The organism is Salinibacter grassmerensis, assembly GCF_947077765.1.
In the GTDB taxonomy this organism is placed as follows: Bacteria; Bacteroidota; Rhodothermia; order Rhodothermales; family Salinibacteraceae; genus Salinibacter; species Salinibacter grassmerensis.
The window spans coordinates 1-15,498 of record NZ_CAMTTF010000003.1 but is presented as its reverse complement, the minus strand read 5'-3'; the positions used below and the strand labels follow the sequence as shown (position 1 = coordinate 15,498).

The following is a 15,498-nucleotide window of genomic DNA, read 5'->3' as shown; positions in this document are numbered from 1 at the left end:
TCAGTCATGGAGGATCCCTCCCCCAACGGAGAACACACTCCGACCGACCCGCCCATCGGTCGCCTGCATGTACTTACCGACTTTCACCTCCAGCAGGATCGCTCCCACGCCGAGCTGGCCCGGCTCGCCATTCGGGGCGGGGCCGACACCATCCAGTTTCGGCAGAAGCACGGCGGCGTCCAGAACAAACTGCTGGAGGCGCGCCGGGTCGCCGCGGTGTGTGCCGACGCCTCCACGCCGCTCTTGATCGACGATCACCTCGACATCGCGCAGGCCACCGACGCCGACGGCGTGCACCTCGGGCAGGAAGACTTCCCGATCGACGCGGCCCGCTCGGTGCTGGGCACATCCCCCGTCATCGGCGGTACGGCCAGCAAGCCCCACCAGGCGGCAGAGGCCTACGAGCGGGGGGCCGACTACATCGGCTTCGGGCCCGTCTTTCCCACGACCTCGAAGCGCAACCCCAAGTCGGTAAAGGGCCCCGACGGCCTGGCCGACGCGTGTGAGGCCGTTCCCATTCCAGTCATCGCAATCGGAGGCATCACCCACGATCGGGTGCGGAGCGTGCTGGAGGCGGGCGCCCACGGCATCGCCGTGCTGTCCGCCGTCGCCACGGCCCGCAACCCCGAGCAGGCCACGGCCCGCTTCCGAGCCGCCATCGACGGGGTGCTCCGCGAAACGGACTCGTGACTCAGGAAACCCTCGCGCCCGCCTCCTGGAGGGCCGCCACGAGCCCGTCTGGGGACGGCTCGTCCGCCACTGCCTCCACGACATGTCCCTCGGCCTTTAGGGCCCCCGCCGTGGTCGGCCCGATGGCCGCGAGTCGGTGGTCCTGCACGTCTACTCCCTCTGCGTGGGTCACTGCTTCCAGACCGGACGGGCTGAAGAAGACGAGCCAAGGCGTCTGTTCCGGCCCGGGTACGTTGAGGTCAGTGCGGGGATGTGTCTCGTACACTACCAACTCGTCGAAGGGAACCGCCGCCGCCCGCAGGGCCTCCGGCAGCGCCTCGCGCCGTCGGTTGCCGGACAGGAAGAGCAGGGGCCCGTCCGGGTCAGCCTCGATGATCTGGGCCGCCAGGGCGTCCGCGGTTCCCGTGTCAGCACCACGGACACGAAGCCCCAGGGCCCGAAGGCGCGCCGCCGTTTTCGGCCCCACCGCGTACGCCAGACGGTCCGTCCATTCGTCCACGAGCGCATCGTGGGTCGAGAACACCCGGTCGAGGGCGGCCGTGGCACGCGGACTGGTGGCGATGAGCCCTGCGTACGGATCGGACGAGGCAAGCCGGTCTCGGAGTTGCCCCTGTCGGGGAAACTCGAAGGCGAGCACAGGCTCGCAGACTGCCCGTAGTCCCGCCTGTCGGCAGGCGGTACGGTACCGGTCCGGATCCTCTTCGTCCGCCGACCGGAGAAGAATGACGTCGGGGGCGGCGCTCATGATTGATGTCCGGTTTCCACAGGGCCGCGAGAGACAGAGCCCCAATCAGGGCCGAAATGGGGAGTTCGACGTTCCCTCCCGGCCCTCCCCCAGCACATCGTCGAGGATTTGATCGCCCCCCATCGCCAACAGGTCGGCGGCCAGCTCACGCCCGACGGTCGCCCCGTCCTCCGGCGCGCAGTGCCGCTGGTCGCGGTAGTGCTCACTGCCATCGAGGGCAGCGATGCAGGCGTCCAACACCAGCGTGCCGTCCTCCATGCGGGCCCACGCCCCGAGCGGCACCTGACATCCCCCACCCACTTTTTTCAGGAACGCCCGCTCCGCGTCCGCGGCAAACCCACTGGGGGCGTGATGGAGGGTCTCTCGCAGCAGGTCGCGGAGCGCATCCTGTTCCTCCTGACACGCAATGCCGAGCGCCCCCTGTCCCACCGCCGGCACGATGAGCGACGGATCGATCCGGTCGCGAATGTGGAGGGACAGCCCGAGCCGCGCGAGGCCCGCCACGGCCAGGACCATCCCCGTCCAGCCGCTCTCGCTCAGTTTCTCGATGCGGGTGTCCACGTTGCCCCGAACCGGCACGACCTCAAGGTCGGACCGCCAGGTGAGCAGCTGGGCCGTGCGGCGGAGCGAGGCGGTCGCCACCGTGGCCCCCTCCGGCAGGTCATGGAGGTGACCGTCGAAGGACGGGTGAGCGACGAACGCATCACGCGGATCTTCGCGCTCCCCGATCGCGGCCAATGCGAGCCCCGACGGAACCGTCGACGGAATATCCTTGAGGGAATGGACGGCCAGATCTACGCTCCCGTCGAGAAGGGCGCGGTCCAGCTCTTTGGTGAAGACCGCCTCGTCCCCAATCTCCGAGATGGGCGTGTCTGTCGCCTCGTCGCCACGCGTCGTGATGGTCTGCAGCTCAACGCGGTGCCCGGCGGCTTCGAGCTTCGACCGCACGACATTGGCCTGCCGGAGGGCCAGCTCACTGCCTCGAGTGCCGAGAACGAGCGGATCGGGAATCGACATGCACAGTCCAGGGGAAGCTCAGAAGAGAATGCAAGCGATGCTCCCCGCGGCCACGACACAGCCCCCTCCAGTCGCACAGTACACGATCGAGACGCCGGTCGGCGGGCCCGTCTTACCGGTCGTGGACCTCCTCGGGATGCGAGGCGGCCTGGTGCGCGGCCGACAGGCGAAGGGCCTTCTGCACTTCCTCTGTTTCTTTCCCGTCGCCTCCCGGATCGTGGGTCATGTAGGGACAGCGGGACGGGGCCTCGCCCAGGTCGGGCGTCTCGGCGTCGGACGCTTCCGCCAGGGCCCGTCCCGCGTCGCTCTCGTCGGACGGCGCGAACAGCGCGTGGAGCAGCTCGATGCCCTGGACGAAGTCGATGCTCTCCGGGTCGACGTTTTTGAGCCGCACGATGGGAACCGCCAGCAGCTTCTGCATGATCGACTCCGTGAGGCGGTCAACCTCTTCGCGGTCCATCCCCGTGCGGTGGGCGTGGCGGTCGACCTCCTGCTCCCGGATCGTGTCGAACGTGCTGCGGATGGCCTGAATGGCGGGCTGAAGGGCCTGCTGGTGGAACACCCAGGTCACGAAGTCTTCGAGGAGATCCTCACAGATGGACTCTGCCTGAGGCACGGCGTCGGCCCGGCGCTCGCGGACCTCCGCGGTCCAGGCCTCCAGGTCGTCCAGATCGTGGAGCCGGTATCCAGGGCGCTCGCCCACGGCGGGGTCCACGTTGCGGGGCATGGCCACGTCCACGACCAGGGTCGCCGCGTCGGGAGCCGACAGCGCGGGAGCGTGAAGGACAGGATCGGACGCGCCCGTGGCGACCAGCGCAAGATCGGCGGTGGCCACGGCCTGGTGGCGGTCGGCCCACGGTTCAGTATCGCCCCCAAACGACGACGCCACCTCACGGGCCCGGTCGGGCGACCGGTTCACCACGGTCAGCGACCCAAGGGGCTCGTCTGCGAGGGCCTCCAGGGCGAGACGTCCCATCTTGCCCGCGCCCACGAGCACGATGTCCGTGTCGCGAAGCTCCCCATCGCCGGCCTCCGCAAGGTCTTGGCGGGCCATTTCCACGGCCGCGGTCGAGACCGACGCGGCCCCACGGGCCAGTCCCGTCTCCGACGAAACGCGCTTGGCGGCCCGAAACGCGGTGTGGAGGAGCCGGTGCATTACAGAGTGCACGCCGCCGGCGTCCACCGCCCGTTCGTAGGCCGCCTTCACCTGGGCAAAGATTTGACGCTCGCCGAGCACTACGGAGCGAAGACCACTCGTCACCTGCAGCAGGTGCCGCACCGCGGCCTCATCTCGCTTGTGAAAGGCCGTTTCTTCGGGCCACCGCGTGCCGCCTCCCTGCCCGATCAGGGCCTTCACCTGGCGCAGGTCCGCTTCGGTGCCGTAGAGGTAGGCCTCCGTGCGGTTGCAGGTCGACAGGACCACGACCTCCGCGTCGGCGCTCAGGCTAAGGTTTGCGTACAAGGCTTCCTGTTCTTCCGCACTGAGCGTGAACGTTTCGGTCTGCTCCAGCGAGGTGCACTCGTGATTAAGCCCGACTGCGTAGAACCTCATAGAGCCCGTTGAAAGACACAAGCGTTTGATGCAGACCTGTTACACGAGGCAGGGGGCTCTGTTCGCAAATGGGGTTGAATAAGGCGTCAACGCCCGGGTGCAGACAGGGCTTCGCCCGCTTCCAGGGCACTGAGGAGAGACAGGACGATCTCGGAAGAGGACCGGGCGGCCTCCTGCATGAATGCCCCAAAATCAACGTCGGACGTGCCGTCTGCATGGTCGGAGATGGCCCGCACCACGAGGTACGGCACGTCGTTCATCGCGCACACCTGCCCCACGGCCGCGCCCTCCATCTCGACGCAATCTCCGTCCAACTCCTCCCGCAGCTGATGGCGGTGCGCCGCGTCTTCGACGAACGTATCGCCCGTCAGCACCCGCCCTTCCACGATCGAGTGCTCCGGCAGCGTCACCGCCGCGGCGCCCCGGCGAAGCGATGGGCTCGTCTCGAAGAACCGGAGATCGGTAAACGGAATCTGGCCGCGAGGCAGTCCTAAGAAGTCGACCACCACGTCGTGCTGTACACAGTCCGTCGCCACCACGACGTCCCCGATGTCGAGCGCGGGATTCAACGCCCCGGCAGAGCCCGTGCAAAGAACGGCGTCGACGTCGTACCGGTCGATCAGCAGCTGCGTGCAGGAGGACGCGTTCACCTTTCCCACCCCGGTCTGGACGAGGATCAGGTCATGGCCCTGCCACTCGGCCTCGTGCACCGTCCGACCGGCCCGCTGCGTGGAGTGCTCGGGCGCACACCGCTCCATGTACTGCTCCATTTCAACCTCCATCGCGGACAGGACGGCCAGGGTCATGCCGGGGTCGTACTCGGTTTGCGCTCGGTGTGTCTGAGAACCAGGGGCTGGGGGCTTCCCCACGTGCTACCGCACAATCGATCCGTCTTCGGCCGCGGTGGTCACCGGGACGAATGTGCCGTCCGGCTCTTCGGCCATCAGGACCATGCCCTGGCTTTCGAACCCGAACATCTCCTTCGGGGCCATATTGGCGACGACCACTACCTCTAGCCCCACAACCTCGTCGGGGGCCATTTGCTCGGCCACCCCCGCGAGGATCTGTCGCTCTTCGAAGCCGAGGTCGATCTCCAGTCGGAGCAGCTTGTCGGCGTCGGGCACCGGCTCGGCGGTCGTTACAGTCCCGGCGCGCAGGTCGAGCTTGGTGAAGTCGTCGAACGAAATGTTATCGCTAAGGTCTTCGTAGTCCATGTCAGTAGTGGATGAGTCTGAATCTCGTTCAGCGGCCCGCTCGCGGAGCTTCTCGATCTGGGCCTCGATGGTGTCGTCGTCGATTTTTTCGAAGAGCGGCTCCGGGTCGGCGCCGCTCGGAATTGCGTGACCGGCGGACAGAAGGGGCGTTCCGGCATCCCCCCAGCCCACCGCGTCGGCAGGATCGTCGTCGGGGGTGCTGGTTCGCACATTCTCGAGCCCGATGCGCTCCCGCAGCTTCGCCGCGGCACTGGGCAAAACCGGCTCGAACAGAATGGACAGCGCGGCGCACACCTGCAGGCTGACGTGAATTGTGTTGGCGCACGCCTGGGGGTCACTCTCGTGGGTGTGCCACGGCTCCGTGTCGTTGAAGTACTTGTTGCCGCGACGCGCCAGCGCCATCGTCTCGAACACCGCGTCCCGCGTGCGGTGCTCCTCGTAGGCCGCGCCTACCGTGTCGGGCACCTCGGCCATCCGGTCGAGCATGGCCCGGTCGGTCTCGGAGGGAGCCTCCAGCGGCGGGACCGTTCCGTCGAAGTAGCGCTGCGCAAAGGTGAGCGTCCGGTGCACGAAGTTGCCGAAGACGTTGGCGAGCTCCCCGTTTACGCGCTGCTGAAATCCCTCCCAGCTGAAGTCCGCGTCTTTTGTCTCGGGCAGGGTCGTGGCGAGGGCGTAGCGGAGCAGGTCGGGCGCGTGCCGCTCGTCCGCAAAGTCATCGAGGTACTCGTGGAGCCAGACCGCCCAGCCGCGGCTCGTGGACAGCTTCTCCCCTTCCAGATTCAAGAACTCATTGGCGGGCACGTTGTCCGGCAGGACGTAGTCGCCATGCTCCATGAGCATGGACGGAAACATGAGACAGTGGAAGACAATGTTGTCCTTGCCAATAAAATGCACAAGGCGGGTGTCCTCTCCCTGCCAGTAGTCGGCCCACATGTCGGGCTCGCCCTGCTCCTCGGCCCACTCCTTCGTGGCCGAGACGTAGCCGATCGGGGCGTCGAACCACACGTAGATGACTTTCCCCTCCGCCTCCAGCCCGTGCCGCTCGGCAACGTCGTCGGGGACCGGCACCCCCCAGGGCACATCACGGGTAATCGCACGGCCCTTGAGCCCCTCGTCGAACCAGCTCTGAATCTGCCCGACGACGTTGTTTTTCCACTCCGGGTGCGAGCCAATCCATTCCTCCAGTTGGGGCTGAAGCTCCCCGAGGGGCAGGTACCAATGGGTCGTCTCCTTGAATTCCGGCGTCGCGTCGGTAAGCGTGCTCTGTGGGTCCTCCAGCTCCGTCGGGCTAAGGGACGAGCCACACTGTTCGCACTGGTCGCCGTAGGCCTCTTCGAAGCCGCAGACCGGACACGTGCCGATCACGAACCGGTCGGCCAAAAACATCTCGGCCTCCGGGTCATAGAGCTGCTCGTTGGTTTTGAGGTCGAAAACATCATTCTCGTCGAGCACCCGGAAGAAATCCTGGGTCGTCTCCACGTGCGTCTCGCTGGAGGTACGCCCGTAGTGGTCGAAGCTCATTCCGAACCGCTCGAAGTTGTCGCGGATCTGGGGGTGATAGGTGTCGATGATGTCTTCCGGAGTCCGGTCCTCCCGAATGGCCCGCATGAGAATAGCGACGCCCATTTCGTCGGAGCCACAGATGAAGGCCACGTCCTCTCCCTTCAGCCGCTGGTAGCGCACGAAGAGGTCCGCCGGGAGATACGCCCCTGCCAGGTGGCCGATGTGGATGGGGCCGTTAGCGTACGGAAGGGCCGCGGTGACGAGTAACCGCTCGGATGCAGAAGAGTCTTCCATCAGCAATCAGTCGTAGGCGTGTGTAGCGTGGAGAGTGGGCTCGAATCTCGGGACACGGTGGGTGTCCGGAGGGAAGCAGGAAACCCCGGCGGTCCGCACCCGCCCGTCTCCCCCAAGATCTAGTTGAAGCTCACCCCATCGAGCGGGTCCCCCTCCTTCTTTCGGAGGGCTTCCTCCGCGAACCAGGCCTCCTCAACTGCCTGAGTCGTGTCCGGAAGGTCCTCGTGGGGCTTCTCGTAGCCCTCGATGTCTTTGAGCCAGACAAGCGTCTTGGTGCGCATCGTGCCGTCCTTCGCCTCAAACTCAACTTCGTCTTCCCGGGCGGCACACGTTCCCTCGGCCTCTCCGTACACGCCGCCCAGCTTGGGGTGGCGCAGCAGGATGCGAACACGCTCGCCATAGTCAAATCGGCTGTCCTCGAAATCGGCCTCGCTATAGGTTGCCACGGGTCGCTGCGATTCTTCGTGGGAGATTGGAGCACACATACCAACCGGTGGGCACTTCCTTCGGATCCAAGTATATGAATCAGCGGATGCTTCTGCGTGTTCACGACGCGTGAGCCCCCTGTGAAAACAGGGACGACTCGTTTCTTTGCTCAGTCCCCGGCCACTTCATGTCCGACTCCCGCTTCTCCCCTCGCACAGCGACCGTCGAGCGTACCACTGCCGAGACGGACGTGTCCGTCGCCCTCACCCTCGACGGCGACGGGACCTACGACATCGACACCGGCGTCGGGTTTTTCGACCACATGCTGTCCCTCTTCGCCAAGCACGGCGCGCTCGACCTCGAAGTGCAGTGCGACGGCGACCTGGAGGTGGACGACCACCACACGGTCGAGGATGTGGCCATCGGCCTCGGCCGCGCCCTCGACGACGCCCTCGGGGACAAGGCGCACATCGCCCGCTACGGACACGCCTACGTGCCGATGGATGATGCGCTAGCCCGTGCCGTGGTCGACCTTTCGGGACGGAGCTACTGCCACCTGGAGGCCGCCTTCCAGCGAGACCAGGTCGGCGGCCTGTCGACGGAACTGGTCGAGCACGTGTGGCGCTCCGTGGCCGACCACGGCCGCTGCAACCTGCACCTGACCGTTCTTCGCGGCCACAACGCCCACCACAAGATTGAGGCCCTCTTCAAGGCGGCTGCCTGTGCCCTGCGCACGGCCGTACGTCGCCGCACCGACCACGCCGAGGTGGCGTCCACGAAGGGGACACTTGCCTAATCAGGACGATGGCGGATCGGGAGCGGCAGATCCGGCGCCCGTCCCCCCTGCTCGTTCCCCCCAACCGTGCACGACGGTGATTTCGACGCGAGCCCTCCTACGAAATACGCCCGACCCCTCCATGCTTTCAGACGACACGGTCGCAGTCATCGGCGCCGGCAACATCGGCCACTCCCTCATCGGCGGCATGATCAGCGGCAACCTGATCGAGACCGAGAGCGTGATTGCGACCCGCCGGACCGGCTCGGCCCTCGACGCGTTGGCCGAGGAGTTTCCTGGCCTGCGCACCACGACCGACAACGTAGAGGCCGTCCAGGACGCCTCCATCATTCTGCTGACCATCAAGCCCCAGAGCCGGGCCGAGGTCATTACCAACATCCGCGACCACGTGGACCGCGATGTCCTCGTCATTAGCGTGCTGGCCGGCATTACCAGCGAGCGGCTCCAGCTCGGGTTCGGGCAGGACCAACCGGTGATCCGCGCCATGCCAAACACCCCGGCCCTCGTCGACGCCGGCGCAACGGCGCTCTCTCCCGGCACGTACGCGACCGACGCCCACCTGGAGAAGGCCCGGGCAATCTTCGAGGCCGTGGGGGACGCCGTGGTCGTGCCCGAGGACCACATGGACGCCGTCACGGGACTGTCGGGGAGCGGCCCCGCCTACGTATATATGTTCATCGAGGCGCTGACCGATGCGGGCGTGAAGCAGGGCATGTCCCGCGAAGACGCCTCAAAGCTGGCCCGGCAGACGGTGTATGGCGCCGCCAAGTTGGCCATTGACACGGACAAGCACCCTGCCATCCTGCGCGATGAGGTCACCACCCCCGGCGGAACCGCCATCGCCGCGGTGTCGTCGCTCGAAGAGCATGGGCTCCGCACCATGCTCATCAACGCTGTCGGCACCGCCACCCAACGCTCCGAGGAGCTCAACGACGAATAGGAGTTGCCCCGGCCCCGGCGCGCAGCGAAACACGACGCCCCCACCTTCACGCTCGGACTGTTCGTTCTGCCCCTTCTGCCCCCATGACGACCATCATCGACTACGGCATTGGCAACCTTCGCTCGATCGAGAAAGCCTTCGAGACCGTGGGCGCGGCGGTGCACCGCACCGACGACCCGGAGGCCATCACGGAGGCCGAGCGGCTGGTCCTGCCGGGGGTGGGGGCGTTCCGGGCCTGCATCGACGAGATCCGGCGGCGCGACCTGGAGGGGCCGATCCACGACACCATCGACCGTGGCGTTCCGTTTCTGGGGGTCTGCGTGGGCATGCAGCTGCTCTTCGAGACCGGCTACGAAAAGGGCACGCACGAAGGGCTTGGCATTCTGCCCGGTCACGTCGCCCACTTTCGGGACACCGACGCGGGGATGCCCGACGAGCTGTCGGTCCCGCACATGGGGTGGAACGCAATCGACCCCACCCGTGACCACCCGCTGCTCGACGGACTGGGAGACACGCCGTACGTCTACTTCGTGCACTCCTACCACCCCGTGGCGGAGGCCCCCGACGACGTGCTCACCACTACTGCCTACGGGCACACCTTCCCGTCCGTGGTGCAGCGCGACAATGTGTTCGGCGTGCAATTCCACCCCGAGAAGTCGCAGGCCGCCGGCCTCGGACTACTCGAAAATTTTGCGACGCTTCCGACGACCGAGGAGGCTGGGCGGTCGGTTTCGGCGTAGGAGTGGCCCCCGCTGATCTCGTCCCGTCTCGGCCGCGCCTAGAGCAGCTGAATCAACAGCAGAAGGAGGAAGCCTACGCCCCCCGCAGCGATGGTTAAAAATCGGATTGCGGTATCGACGGGATTTTCCATGGGGCCGGAACGACCAACGCAGGACATCGGATGCACCCTATGCTTCGCGGGGCCAACAGAATGACCAAAAAGGGTGCCATCACAGGCCGTACGCGGCTCTGCCCCCCATTCAGGGTTTTCGGCGGCCGTTCTGGATATCAAACTCGTAACTCTTACGGGCCATGCGCCATTCACGGGACGCCGTGTCGCGGCCCAACAACCAAAAAAGCCCGTCCCAGGGGGGACGGGCTGGGGTCTTCTCATACTGGGTTGTGCCGCCGTTATCCGACCGGCGAGGCGTTGAGGGCACTGAGCCCCTTCTCCGTTCGCTCTGTCTCGAACGCCACGGTCTGGCCTTCGCGCAGGTCGTCGCCGCCCGTCGAACCGGTAATGTTGCTTACGTGCAGGAATACGTCCTCACCGCCCTCTTCAGGCTCAATGAAGCCAAATCCCTTTTCGGTGTCAAACCACTTAATCGTTCCGCGTTGCATACTGTAACCGTCGTTGTGTTTGTTGGAGCGCTCCGCCGATGCAGCGCCCGCGTCCAGGGTAGTCGGCGCGGCGAGGCAGTGAAGGAAGCGCAAGTTTAGTATAGAGTTAAGAGATCGCATCCGCGGTCGTCTTCACAGTTCCGGGCCAGGGTGGCCTGGGCCGCTTCTTCACCCAGTTCCCGTTTTCCGGTCGGGACCGGGTGCCCGAAGCACAAGAAAGTGCGCCCACGAACATTGCGCCGCCTCGTGAATGGAAGTAACGGTTCTTGCGCAAGTCTCCCCTCCATCCCCCTCTTTTCATGCCCCTCGTCATTCCCGCCATCGACATCCGCGACGGCCGGTGTGTACGCCTGCACCAGGGCGACTACGACAACGAGACGGTGTACTTCGAGGACCCGGTCAAGATGGCCAAGCTGTGGCGCGTGCAGAACGCGCAGACGCTCCACGTGGTCGACCTCGATGCGGCCCGGGGAGAGGGCGACCATAACCGGGACGTGATTGGGGAAATGTGCGATGCGCTCGACATCCCAATCCAACTTGGCGGCGGCATCCGCTCCATGGATCAGATTGAGGCCGCCCTGGACCGGGGGGTGTACCGGGTTATCCTGGGCACCGCGGCCGTCCGCGACCCCGATTTCGTGGAACAGGCGGTGGAGCAGTTCTCCGCCCAGCGGGTCGTCGTGAGCATTGACGCCCGCGACGGGGAAGTCCGCGTACAGGGATGGACGGAGGGATCGGGGCTTGACGCCGTCGCGTTTGCGAAAGACATGGAGCGACGCGGGGTGCGCCGTCTCGTCTACACCGACATCAGCCGGGACGGCACGATGGACGGCCCCAACATTCAGGCGTACCGGACGCTCGGTCGCCAGCTCTCCCACGCCCAAATCACGGCGTCCGGCGGCGTGGGCGACCACGACGACCTGCTCGATATTCAGACGCTTGAGCCCTACGGCGTCGATTCGGTGATCGTCGGCACGGCGCTCTACGAGAACCGCTTCCCGTGCCAGCAGTTTTGGGCTTGGCAGGACAAGGGCGCGGTCGACCTCGACACGTTCTCGACGGCGTCTCTCCGGTAGTCTCTTCTCGCTCGACCTGATTTCCTTTTCCGTGTCCGTATGCCCCTCGCGAAACGCATTATTCCCTGCCTCGACGTGGACGAAGGCCGCGTCGTGAAGGGCATCAACTTCGTCGACATCCGCGACGCCGGCGACCCGGTGGAACAGGCCCGCACCTACGACGCCGCCGGGGCGGACGAGCTGGTGTTCCTCGACATCACCGCCACCCACGAGGACCGCGACATCATGCACGACGTGGTGCGGCGCACCGCCGACCAGGTGTTCATTCCCCTCACCGTCGGCGGCGGGCTCCGCTCGGTCGACGACATGCGGGCAATGCTCCAGGCCGGCGCCGACAAGGTGGCCATCAACTCCGCGGCCGTGAAGGACCCGGACCTGATCGCCCGCGGCGCCGACGCGTTCGGGGACCAGTGCATCGTGGTGGCCATCGACGCGAAGCGGCGGGACGGGGACGGGCCCGCCTGGGAGGTGGTCGTCCACGGCGGCCGCAAGCCGACTGGGCGAGACGCCGTGGAGTGGGCCGCCGAGGCGGAAGCGCGAGGGGCCGGTGAGATTCTGCTCACCTCGATGGACCGGGACGGCACGAAGGACGGATACGACCTGGACCTCCTCCGCGCCGTCACGGAGCGGACCCAGATTCCAGTCATCGCCTCCGGGGGGGCCGGCACCCTCGAGCATTTGCGGGAGGGCCTCGTCGACGGCGGGGCCAGCGCCGTGCTGGCCGCCTCGATCTTTCACTTTCGTGAGCACACCGTGGAGGAGGCCAAAGATCATCTCCGCGACGCCGGCCTTCCGGTTCGGCCTGCCCTGAACAACTGGACCGATCGATATGCCGCCACGGACTGACTCTTCCGACTCCACCACAGCGGTCCGCCTGCTAAAGGGAGCGGCCCTCGTGTTTGCCACGCTCGGGGGCGGGATGGCGGCGTGGGGCATCGACAAATGGGTGCGCTACCCCGAGGCCCGCGCGAGCCAGTTCGGCTTCGAGGCCCCGCTGTGGCCCGCCTTCACCCTGTTCGTCCTGGCCGCCACGGCCGTGGGGGTCCGACTTCTCTGGATCGCGGCCGGACGTGTTGAAGATGGCGAGGACCTCTTTGCACAACGCCACCGTCGCCGCCGCTCCGACCCACCGCCCCCACAGGAGCCCGAATAACCGTTACGTTGATGCCAGCAGGTCCCCAAGAATGGACCGGGCACGGCGGTAGATGCCATTCACCTCGCTTGCCCGCGGCCCCGCCACGTTCAAGATCCGCACATCGTTTTCGGCCGCCCAGGCATGGATCATCGGCACCGGCGCGGGATCCGTCAGGCGGGCGTGGAGCAGCGGGCTCTCGCGCGCCCCGGCCTCCTGGCGGGTGAGGGCCGTCCCGCCCTTCAAGGAGCCGGGGGCAATGATGAGGGTCCCGTCGCTGTCTCGCACATTCCGCGCCGTCCGCTCCGCGTACATGGCTGTGGGCGTCTCTCGGAGCGGGTAGCGCGGGGCAATCGGCCCGTCCTCCGCCCGTCGTCCCCGTGGGCACCATCCCCCAGCCGCTACGTCATGGGCCAGCGCCGCGTCCAGCGCCGCCCGATCGACGCCGGTCTGCCCGCCCGATATGATTTTTTGAAACTGCATGCGACTGCACAGGCATGTCGGGGACAACGCTAACGATCCGAACCCTCCGTCCATCGTCCAGTTTCGTCAGGGCCGTTCCCGCCGAAGTGCATTTTCGTTCGCCCAAACTCACCTCGCATGCGACTCTTTACGGCGATTGATCTCCCCGACGGATTTCAAGACGAGGTGGCCGCCCTGCAGGCGCCGTCCGCGCTTGACGCTCGATGGACCGATCCGGACCAGTTTCATGTGACGCTCCGATTTATTGGCGACGCCAACGCCGAGCAGACGGCGCGCTACGAGCAGGCCCTCGCAGACATGACCGCTCCACCCGCCCGCTGCAAGCCCTACGGACTGGATGTATTGCCGTCTCGGCGCTCCCCCCGCGTTCTGGTCCTTGGACTGGAACGCACCGCGTCCCTCGTGGCCCTCTACGAGGCTGTAAGCGGCGCCCTCGAACGGGAAGGCCTGTCTCTGGAGGACCGGGACTACACCCCTCACATCACGCTCGCCCGGGTGGACGATACGGCCTCGGAGACGGTGCACGCATTTCTCCGGACCCTCAACGCCCACTCGTTTCCTGCCTTCCGGGCCGACCAGTTTGTACTCTACGAGAGCACCCTCGCCCCCAACGGAGCCGCCCACGACGCGCAGGCCGTTTACTCACTCAACGGATAGCCCCCTCTCGGCCATCAATTTTTCGTGATCGGGCGACGCACACACGATAATTGGCGCGGCCGCTCGTTACGTTGGCCCAGCGTACTGTTTTCTCGTCTCCTTCGCCACCGATGTCACGACGCCTCCTGCTGCTCGGTGTCCTGTTGTGCGCAGTCGCCCTTCCGGCGGGCGCCCAGGACAGCGGTCCGACCCTGCAAGCCCTCCAGTCGCGCTACGATGCCTTGGCGGGGCTCCGGGCCGCCTTCACGCAGGTGACCGCCTCCGAGTTTGCGGACGACTCCACCCGGATTGACGGGACGGTGCTTCTTGCCGGGAACCGGTATCGGGTCGAGACGCCCGCCCAGACGGTCGTGACGGACGGCGCGACGACGTGGATCTACTCCCCCGCCGACAGTCAGGTTGTGGTGAATACGGCCGACGCGGAGGCGTCCACCCTGACCCCGCAGGCCTTCCTCACGACCGCGGCAGAGAAATATGATCGTACGTCCGCCCGCTCCGCTACCCGGGCCGGAACGGCCCACGAGGTGCTGTCCCTGGCCGCGGCGAATTCATCGGCCCGGTTTGAAGAGGCGACGCTGTGGGTCCGGCGCCCCGACCGCGTCGTCACGCGCCTCCGGGCGGTCGACCGCAACGGGTCGATTTTGGACCTTCGCCTGCGCGACATCCGGATCGACCCGCCAATTAGCGGGGATCCCTTTTCGTTCTCGCCCCCCGAGGACGTGGAGGTGGTGGACCTCCGGCCCACCGACTGACCCACAAGGGCCCTGGGGGGATTGAATAGCTCTGGAACAGACCCCACGACGCGTGCTGAGTCGACGGCGGTGGTTTCAAATCGGAAGCTTCGTCCTGGCGGGCGGCCTCCTGGCCCTCGCCGTGTACGGCGTGGACATGGACAACATCTGGACGGCCTTCCGCGAGGCCGACTACCGGTGGCTGCTCCCCCTCGTCGTGCTCGTCCTGGGCAGCAACCTGTTTCGGGCCTGGCGGTGGCAGATCCTGGTTGAGGCGCTGCCCGGCCCCGAAGAGCAGGCGGAGGATGCGCCTTCGTCCTCGCGCATGCTGGAGGCCTCCTTCTCCTCCGTCATGATCGGCTACATGGTGAACTACGTGGCCCCTCGGATGGGCGAGGTGGCGCGGACCGCAAACCTCTCGGCCCGCACCCGCCACCGGTTTAGCAGCATCTTCGGGACCGTCGTCTCCGAGCGCATCTTCGACACGGCCGTGCTGGGCGCGGCCCTTCTGAGTGCCGTCGGGCTGCTCTTCAATCGTCTCGACGTGCTGCGCGAGCAATTCGTGGCCCCTGCATGGACCCGCCTCCAGTCCATCTCCCTGGACTGGCTCGCCGGGGGCGTAGTCGGCCTGCTCCTCGTGCTCGTGCTCGCCGTGGGGGGCACCCGCCGGCTCCTCCGGCGCGAAGACTCGTGGCTTGGGCGCATCTGGACGACCACCCTCAAGCCCGCCGCGGTGTCGTTCCAGGAAGGGATGGCCACCCTGGTGTCCTCCCCCCGCCGCGGGGCCATTGTCGTGTCGACGGTCGGCATGTGGGCCGGGTACCTGCTGATGGCTTACCTTCCGTTTCGGATGCTCCACCTCGCGGAGCCCTACGGCATTGGCATCTTGGACGCGTGGGCG

General features: G+C 66.5%; 18 protein-coding genes. 10 read left to right on the top strand and 8 right to left on the bottom strand.

Going from position 1 to position 15,498, the window contains the following annotated elements; translation table 11 throughout:
• Positions 1-6: 6 nt before the first annotated feature.
• A complete protein-coding gene (gene thiE, locus OJB03_RS07380) occupies positions 7-690 on the top strand; it encodes a thiamine phosphate synthase (RefSeq protein ID WP_263786263.1) in 684 nt (227 codons plus the stop codon).
• Position 691: 1 nt separating this feature from the next.
• Here the strand turns inward: thiE and OJB03_RS07375 are convergent, their stop codons facing one another.
• From OJB03_RS07375 to OJB03_RS07350, 6 genes are all read right to left on the bottom strand, one after another.
• Positions 692-1,435 (bottom strand): uroporphyrinogen-III synthase, encoded by a 744-nt coding sequence (locus tag OJB03_RS07375; protein WP_263786262.1) that lies wholly within the window; start codon positions 1,433-1,435, stop codon positions 692-694.
• 45 nt (positions 1,436-1,480) lie between these two features.
• Entirely contained in the window at positions 1,481-2,452 is a 972-nt protein-coding gene (gene hemC, locus OJB03_RS07370) for a hydroxymethylbilane synthase (protein ID WP_263786261.1), read from the bottom strand.
• Between the two features lie 112 nt (positions 2,453-2,564).
• The gene (gene hemA, locus OJB03_RS07365) at positions 2,565-4,004 is read right to left on the bottom strand and encodes a glutamyl-tRNA reductase (protein WP_263786260.1); all 1,440 of its coding nucleotides are present in this window, start codon (positions 4,002-4,004) and stop codon (positions 2,565-2,567) included.
• Between the two features lie 86 nt (positions 4,005-4,090).
• Positions 4,091-4,810 (bottom strand): 5'-methylthioadenosine/adenosylhomocysteine nucleosidase, encoded by a 720-nt coding sequence (locus OJB03_RS07360; RefSeq protein ID WP_263786259.1) that lies wholly within the window; start codon positions 4,808-4,810, stop codon positions 4,091-4,093.
• A 66-nt stretch (positions 4,811-4,876) separates the two neighbouring features.
• Positions 4,877-7,015: a methionine--tRNA ligase gene (metG, locus tag OJB03_RS07355; protein WP_263786258.1), complete on the bottom strand. Its 2,139-nt coding sequence runs from the start codon at positions 7,013-7,015 to the stop codon at positions 4,877-4,879.
• Between the two features lie 119 nt (positions 7,016-7,134).
• Positions 7,135-7,461 (bottom strand): hypothetical protein, encoded by a 327-nt coding sequence (locus tag OJB03_RS07350; protein ID WP_263786257.1) that lies wholly within the window; start codon positions 7,459-7,461, stop codon positions 7,135-7,137.
• 167 nt (positions 7,462-7,628) lie between these two features.
• Between OJB03_RS07350 and hisB the strand changes: the two genes are divergently transcribed.
• The 3 genes from hisB to hisH all read left to right on the top strand — a co-directional run bounded on the left by hisB (position 7,629) and on the right by hisH (position 9,917).
• On the top strand, positions 7,629-8,237 hold the full coding sequence (gene hisB, locus OJB03_RS07345; RefSeq protein ID WP_263786256.1) for an imidazoleglycerol-phosphate dehydratase HisB: 609 nt from the start codon (positions 7,629-7,631) through the stop codon (positions 8,235-8,237).
• A gap of 121 nt (positions 8,238-8,358) precedes the next feature.
• Positions 8,359-9,177, top strand: coding sequence for a pyrroline-5-carboxylate reductase (gene proC / locus OJB03_RS07340; RefSeq protein WP_263786255.1), 819 nt, complete (start codon positions 8,359-8,361; stop codon positions 9,175-9,177).
• Positions 9,178-9,260: 83 nt separating this feature from the next.
• The gene (gene hisH / locus OJB03_RS07335; protein WP_263786254.1) at positions 9,261-9,917 is read left to right on the top strand and encodes an imidazole glycerol phosphate synthase subunit HisH; all 657 of its coding nucleotides are present in this window, start codon (positions 9,261-9,263) and stop codon (positions 9,915-9,917) included.
• A 391-nt stretch (positions 9,918-10,308) separates the two neighbouring features.
• Here the strand turns inward: hisH and OJB03_RS07330 are convergent, their stop codons facing one another.
• Positions 10,309-10,518 carry a cold-shock protein gene (locus tag OJB03_RS07330; RefSeq protein ID WP_043552331.1) on the bottom strand — a complete coding sequence of 70 codons (210 nt, stop codon included), beginning with the start codon at positions 10,516-10,518 and terminating at the stop codon, positions 10,309-10,311.
• A gap of 299 nt (positions 10,519-10,817) precedes the next feature.
• Here OJB03_RS07330 and hisA point away from each other — a divergent pair, with 299 nt between their 5' ends.
• From hisA to OJB03_RS07315, 3 genes are read left to right on the top strand one after another with little or no spacing between them, the layout of a single operon-like run.
• On the top strand, positions 10,818-11,594 hold the full coding sequence (hisA, locus tag OJB03_RS07325) for a 1-(5-phosphoribosyl)-5-[(5-phosphoribosylamino)methylideneamino]imidazole-4-carboxamide isomerase (RefSeq protein WP_263786253.1): 777 nt from the start codon (positions 10,818-10,820) through the stop codon (positions 11,592-11,594).
• A 39-nt stretch (positions 11,595-11,633) separates the two neighbouring features.
• Positions 11,634-12,440, top strand: a complete 807-nt coding sequence (hisF, locus tag OJB03_RS07320; protein ID WP_263786252.1) for an imidazole glycerol phosphate synthase subunit HisF — start codon at positions 11,634-11,636, stop codon at positions 12,438-12,440.
• On the top strand, positions 12,424-12,747 hold the full coding sequence (locus tag OJB03_RS07315; protein WP_263786251.1) for an ABC transporter permease: 324 nt from the start codon (positions 12,424-12,426) through the stop codon (positions 12,745-12,747). Before hisF ends, OJB03_RS07315 begins: the two co-directional genes overlap by 17 nt.
• A 3-nt stretch (positions 12,748-12,750) precedes the next feature.
• On the opposite strand, the gene OJB03_RS07310 is transcribed toward OJB03_RS07315, so the two are convergent.
• The gene (locus OJB03_RS07310; protein ID WP_263786250.1) at positions 12,751-13,209 is read right to left on the bottom strand and encodes a putative molybdenum carrier protein; all 459 of its coding nucleotides are present in this window, start codon (positions 13,207-13,209) and stop codon (positions 12,751-12,753) included.
• Positions 13,210-13,326: 117 nt separating this feature from the next.
• Between OJB03_RS07310 and thpR the strand changes: the two genes are divergently transcribed.
• The 3 genes from thpR to OJB03_RS07295 form a co-directional block, all read left to right on the top strand.
• Positions 13,327-13,866 carry an RNA 2',3'-cyclic phosphodiesterase gene (gene thpR / locus OJB03_RS07305; protein ID WP_263786249.1) on the top strand — a complete coding sequence of 180 codons (540 nt, stop codon included), beginning with the start codon at positions 13,327-13,329 and terminating at the stop codon, positions 13,864-13,866.
• A 110-nt stretch (positions 13,867-13,976) separates the two neighbouring features.
• Positions 13,977-14,618, top strand: coding sequence for a LolA family protein (locus tag OJB03_RS07300; RefSeq protein ID WP_263786248.1), 642 nt, complete (start codon positions 13,977-13,979; stop codon positions 14,616-14,618).
• A gap of 52 nt (positions 14,619-14,670) precedes the next feature.
• A partial coding sequence (locus OJB03_RS07295) for a lysylphosphatidylglycerol synthase transmembrane domain-containing protein (protein ID WP_263786247.1) occupies positions 14,671-15,498 on the top strand: 828 nt, incomplete at its 3' end.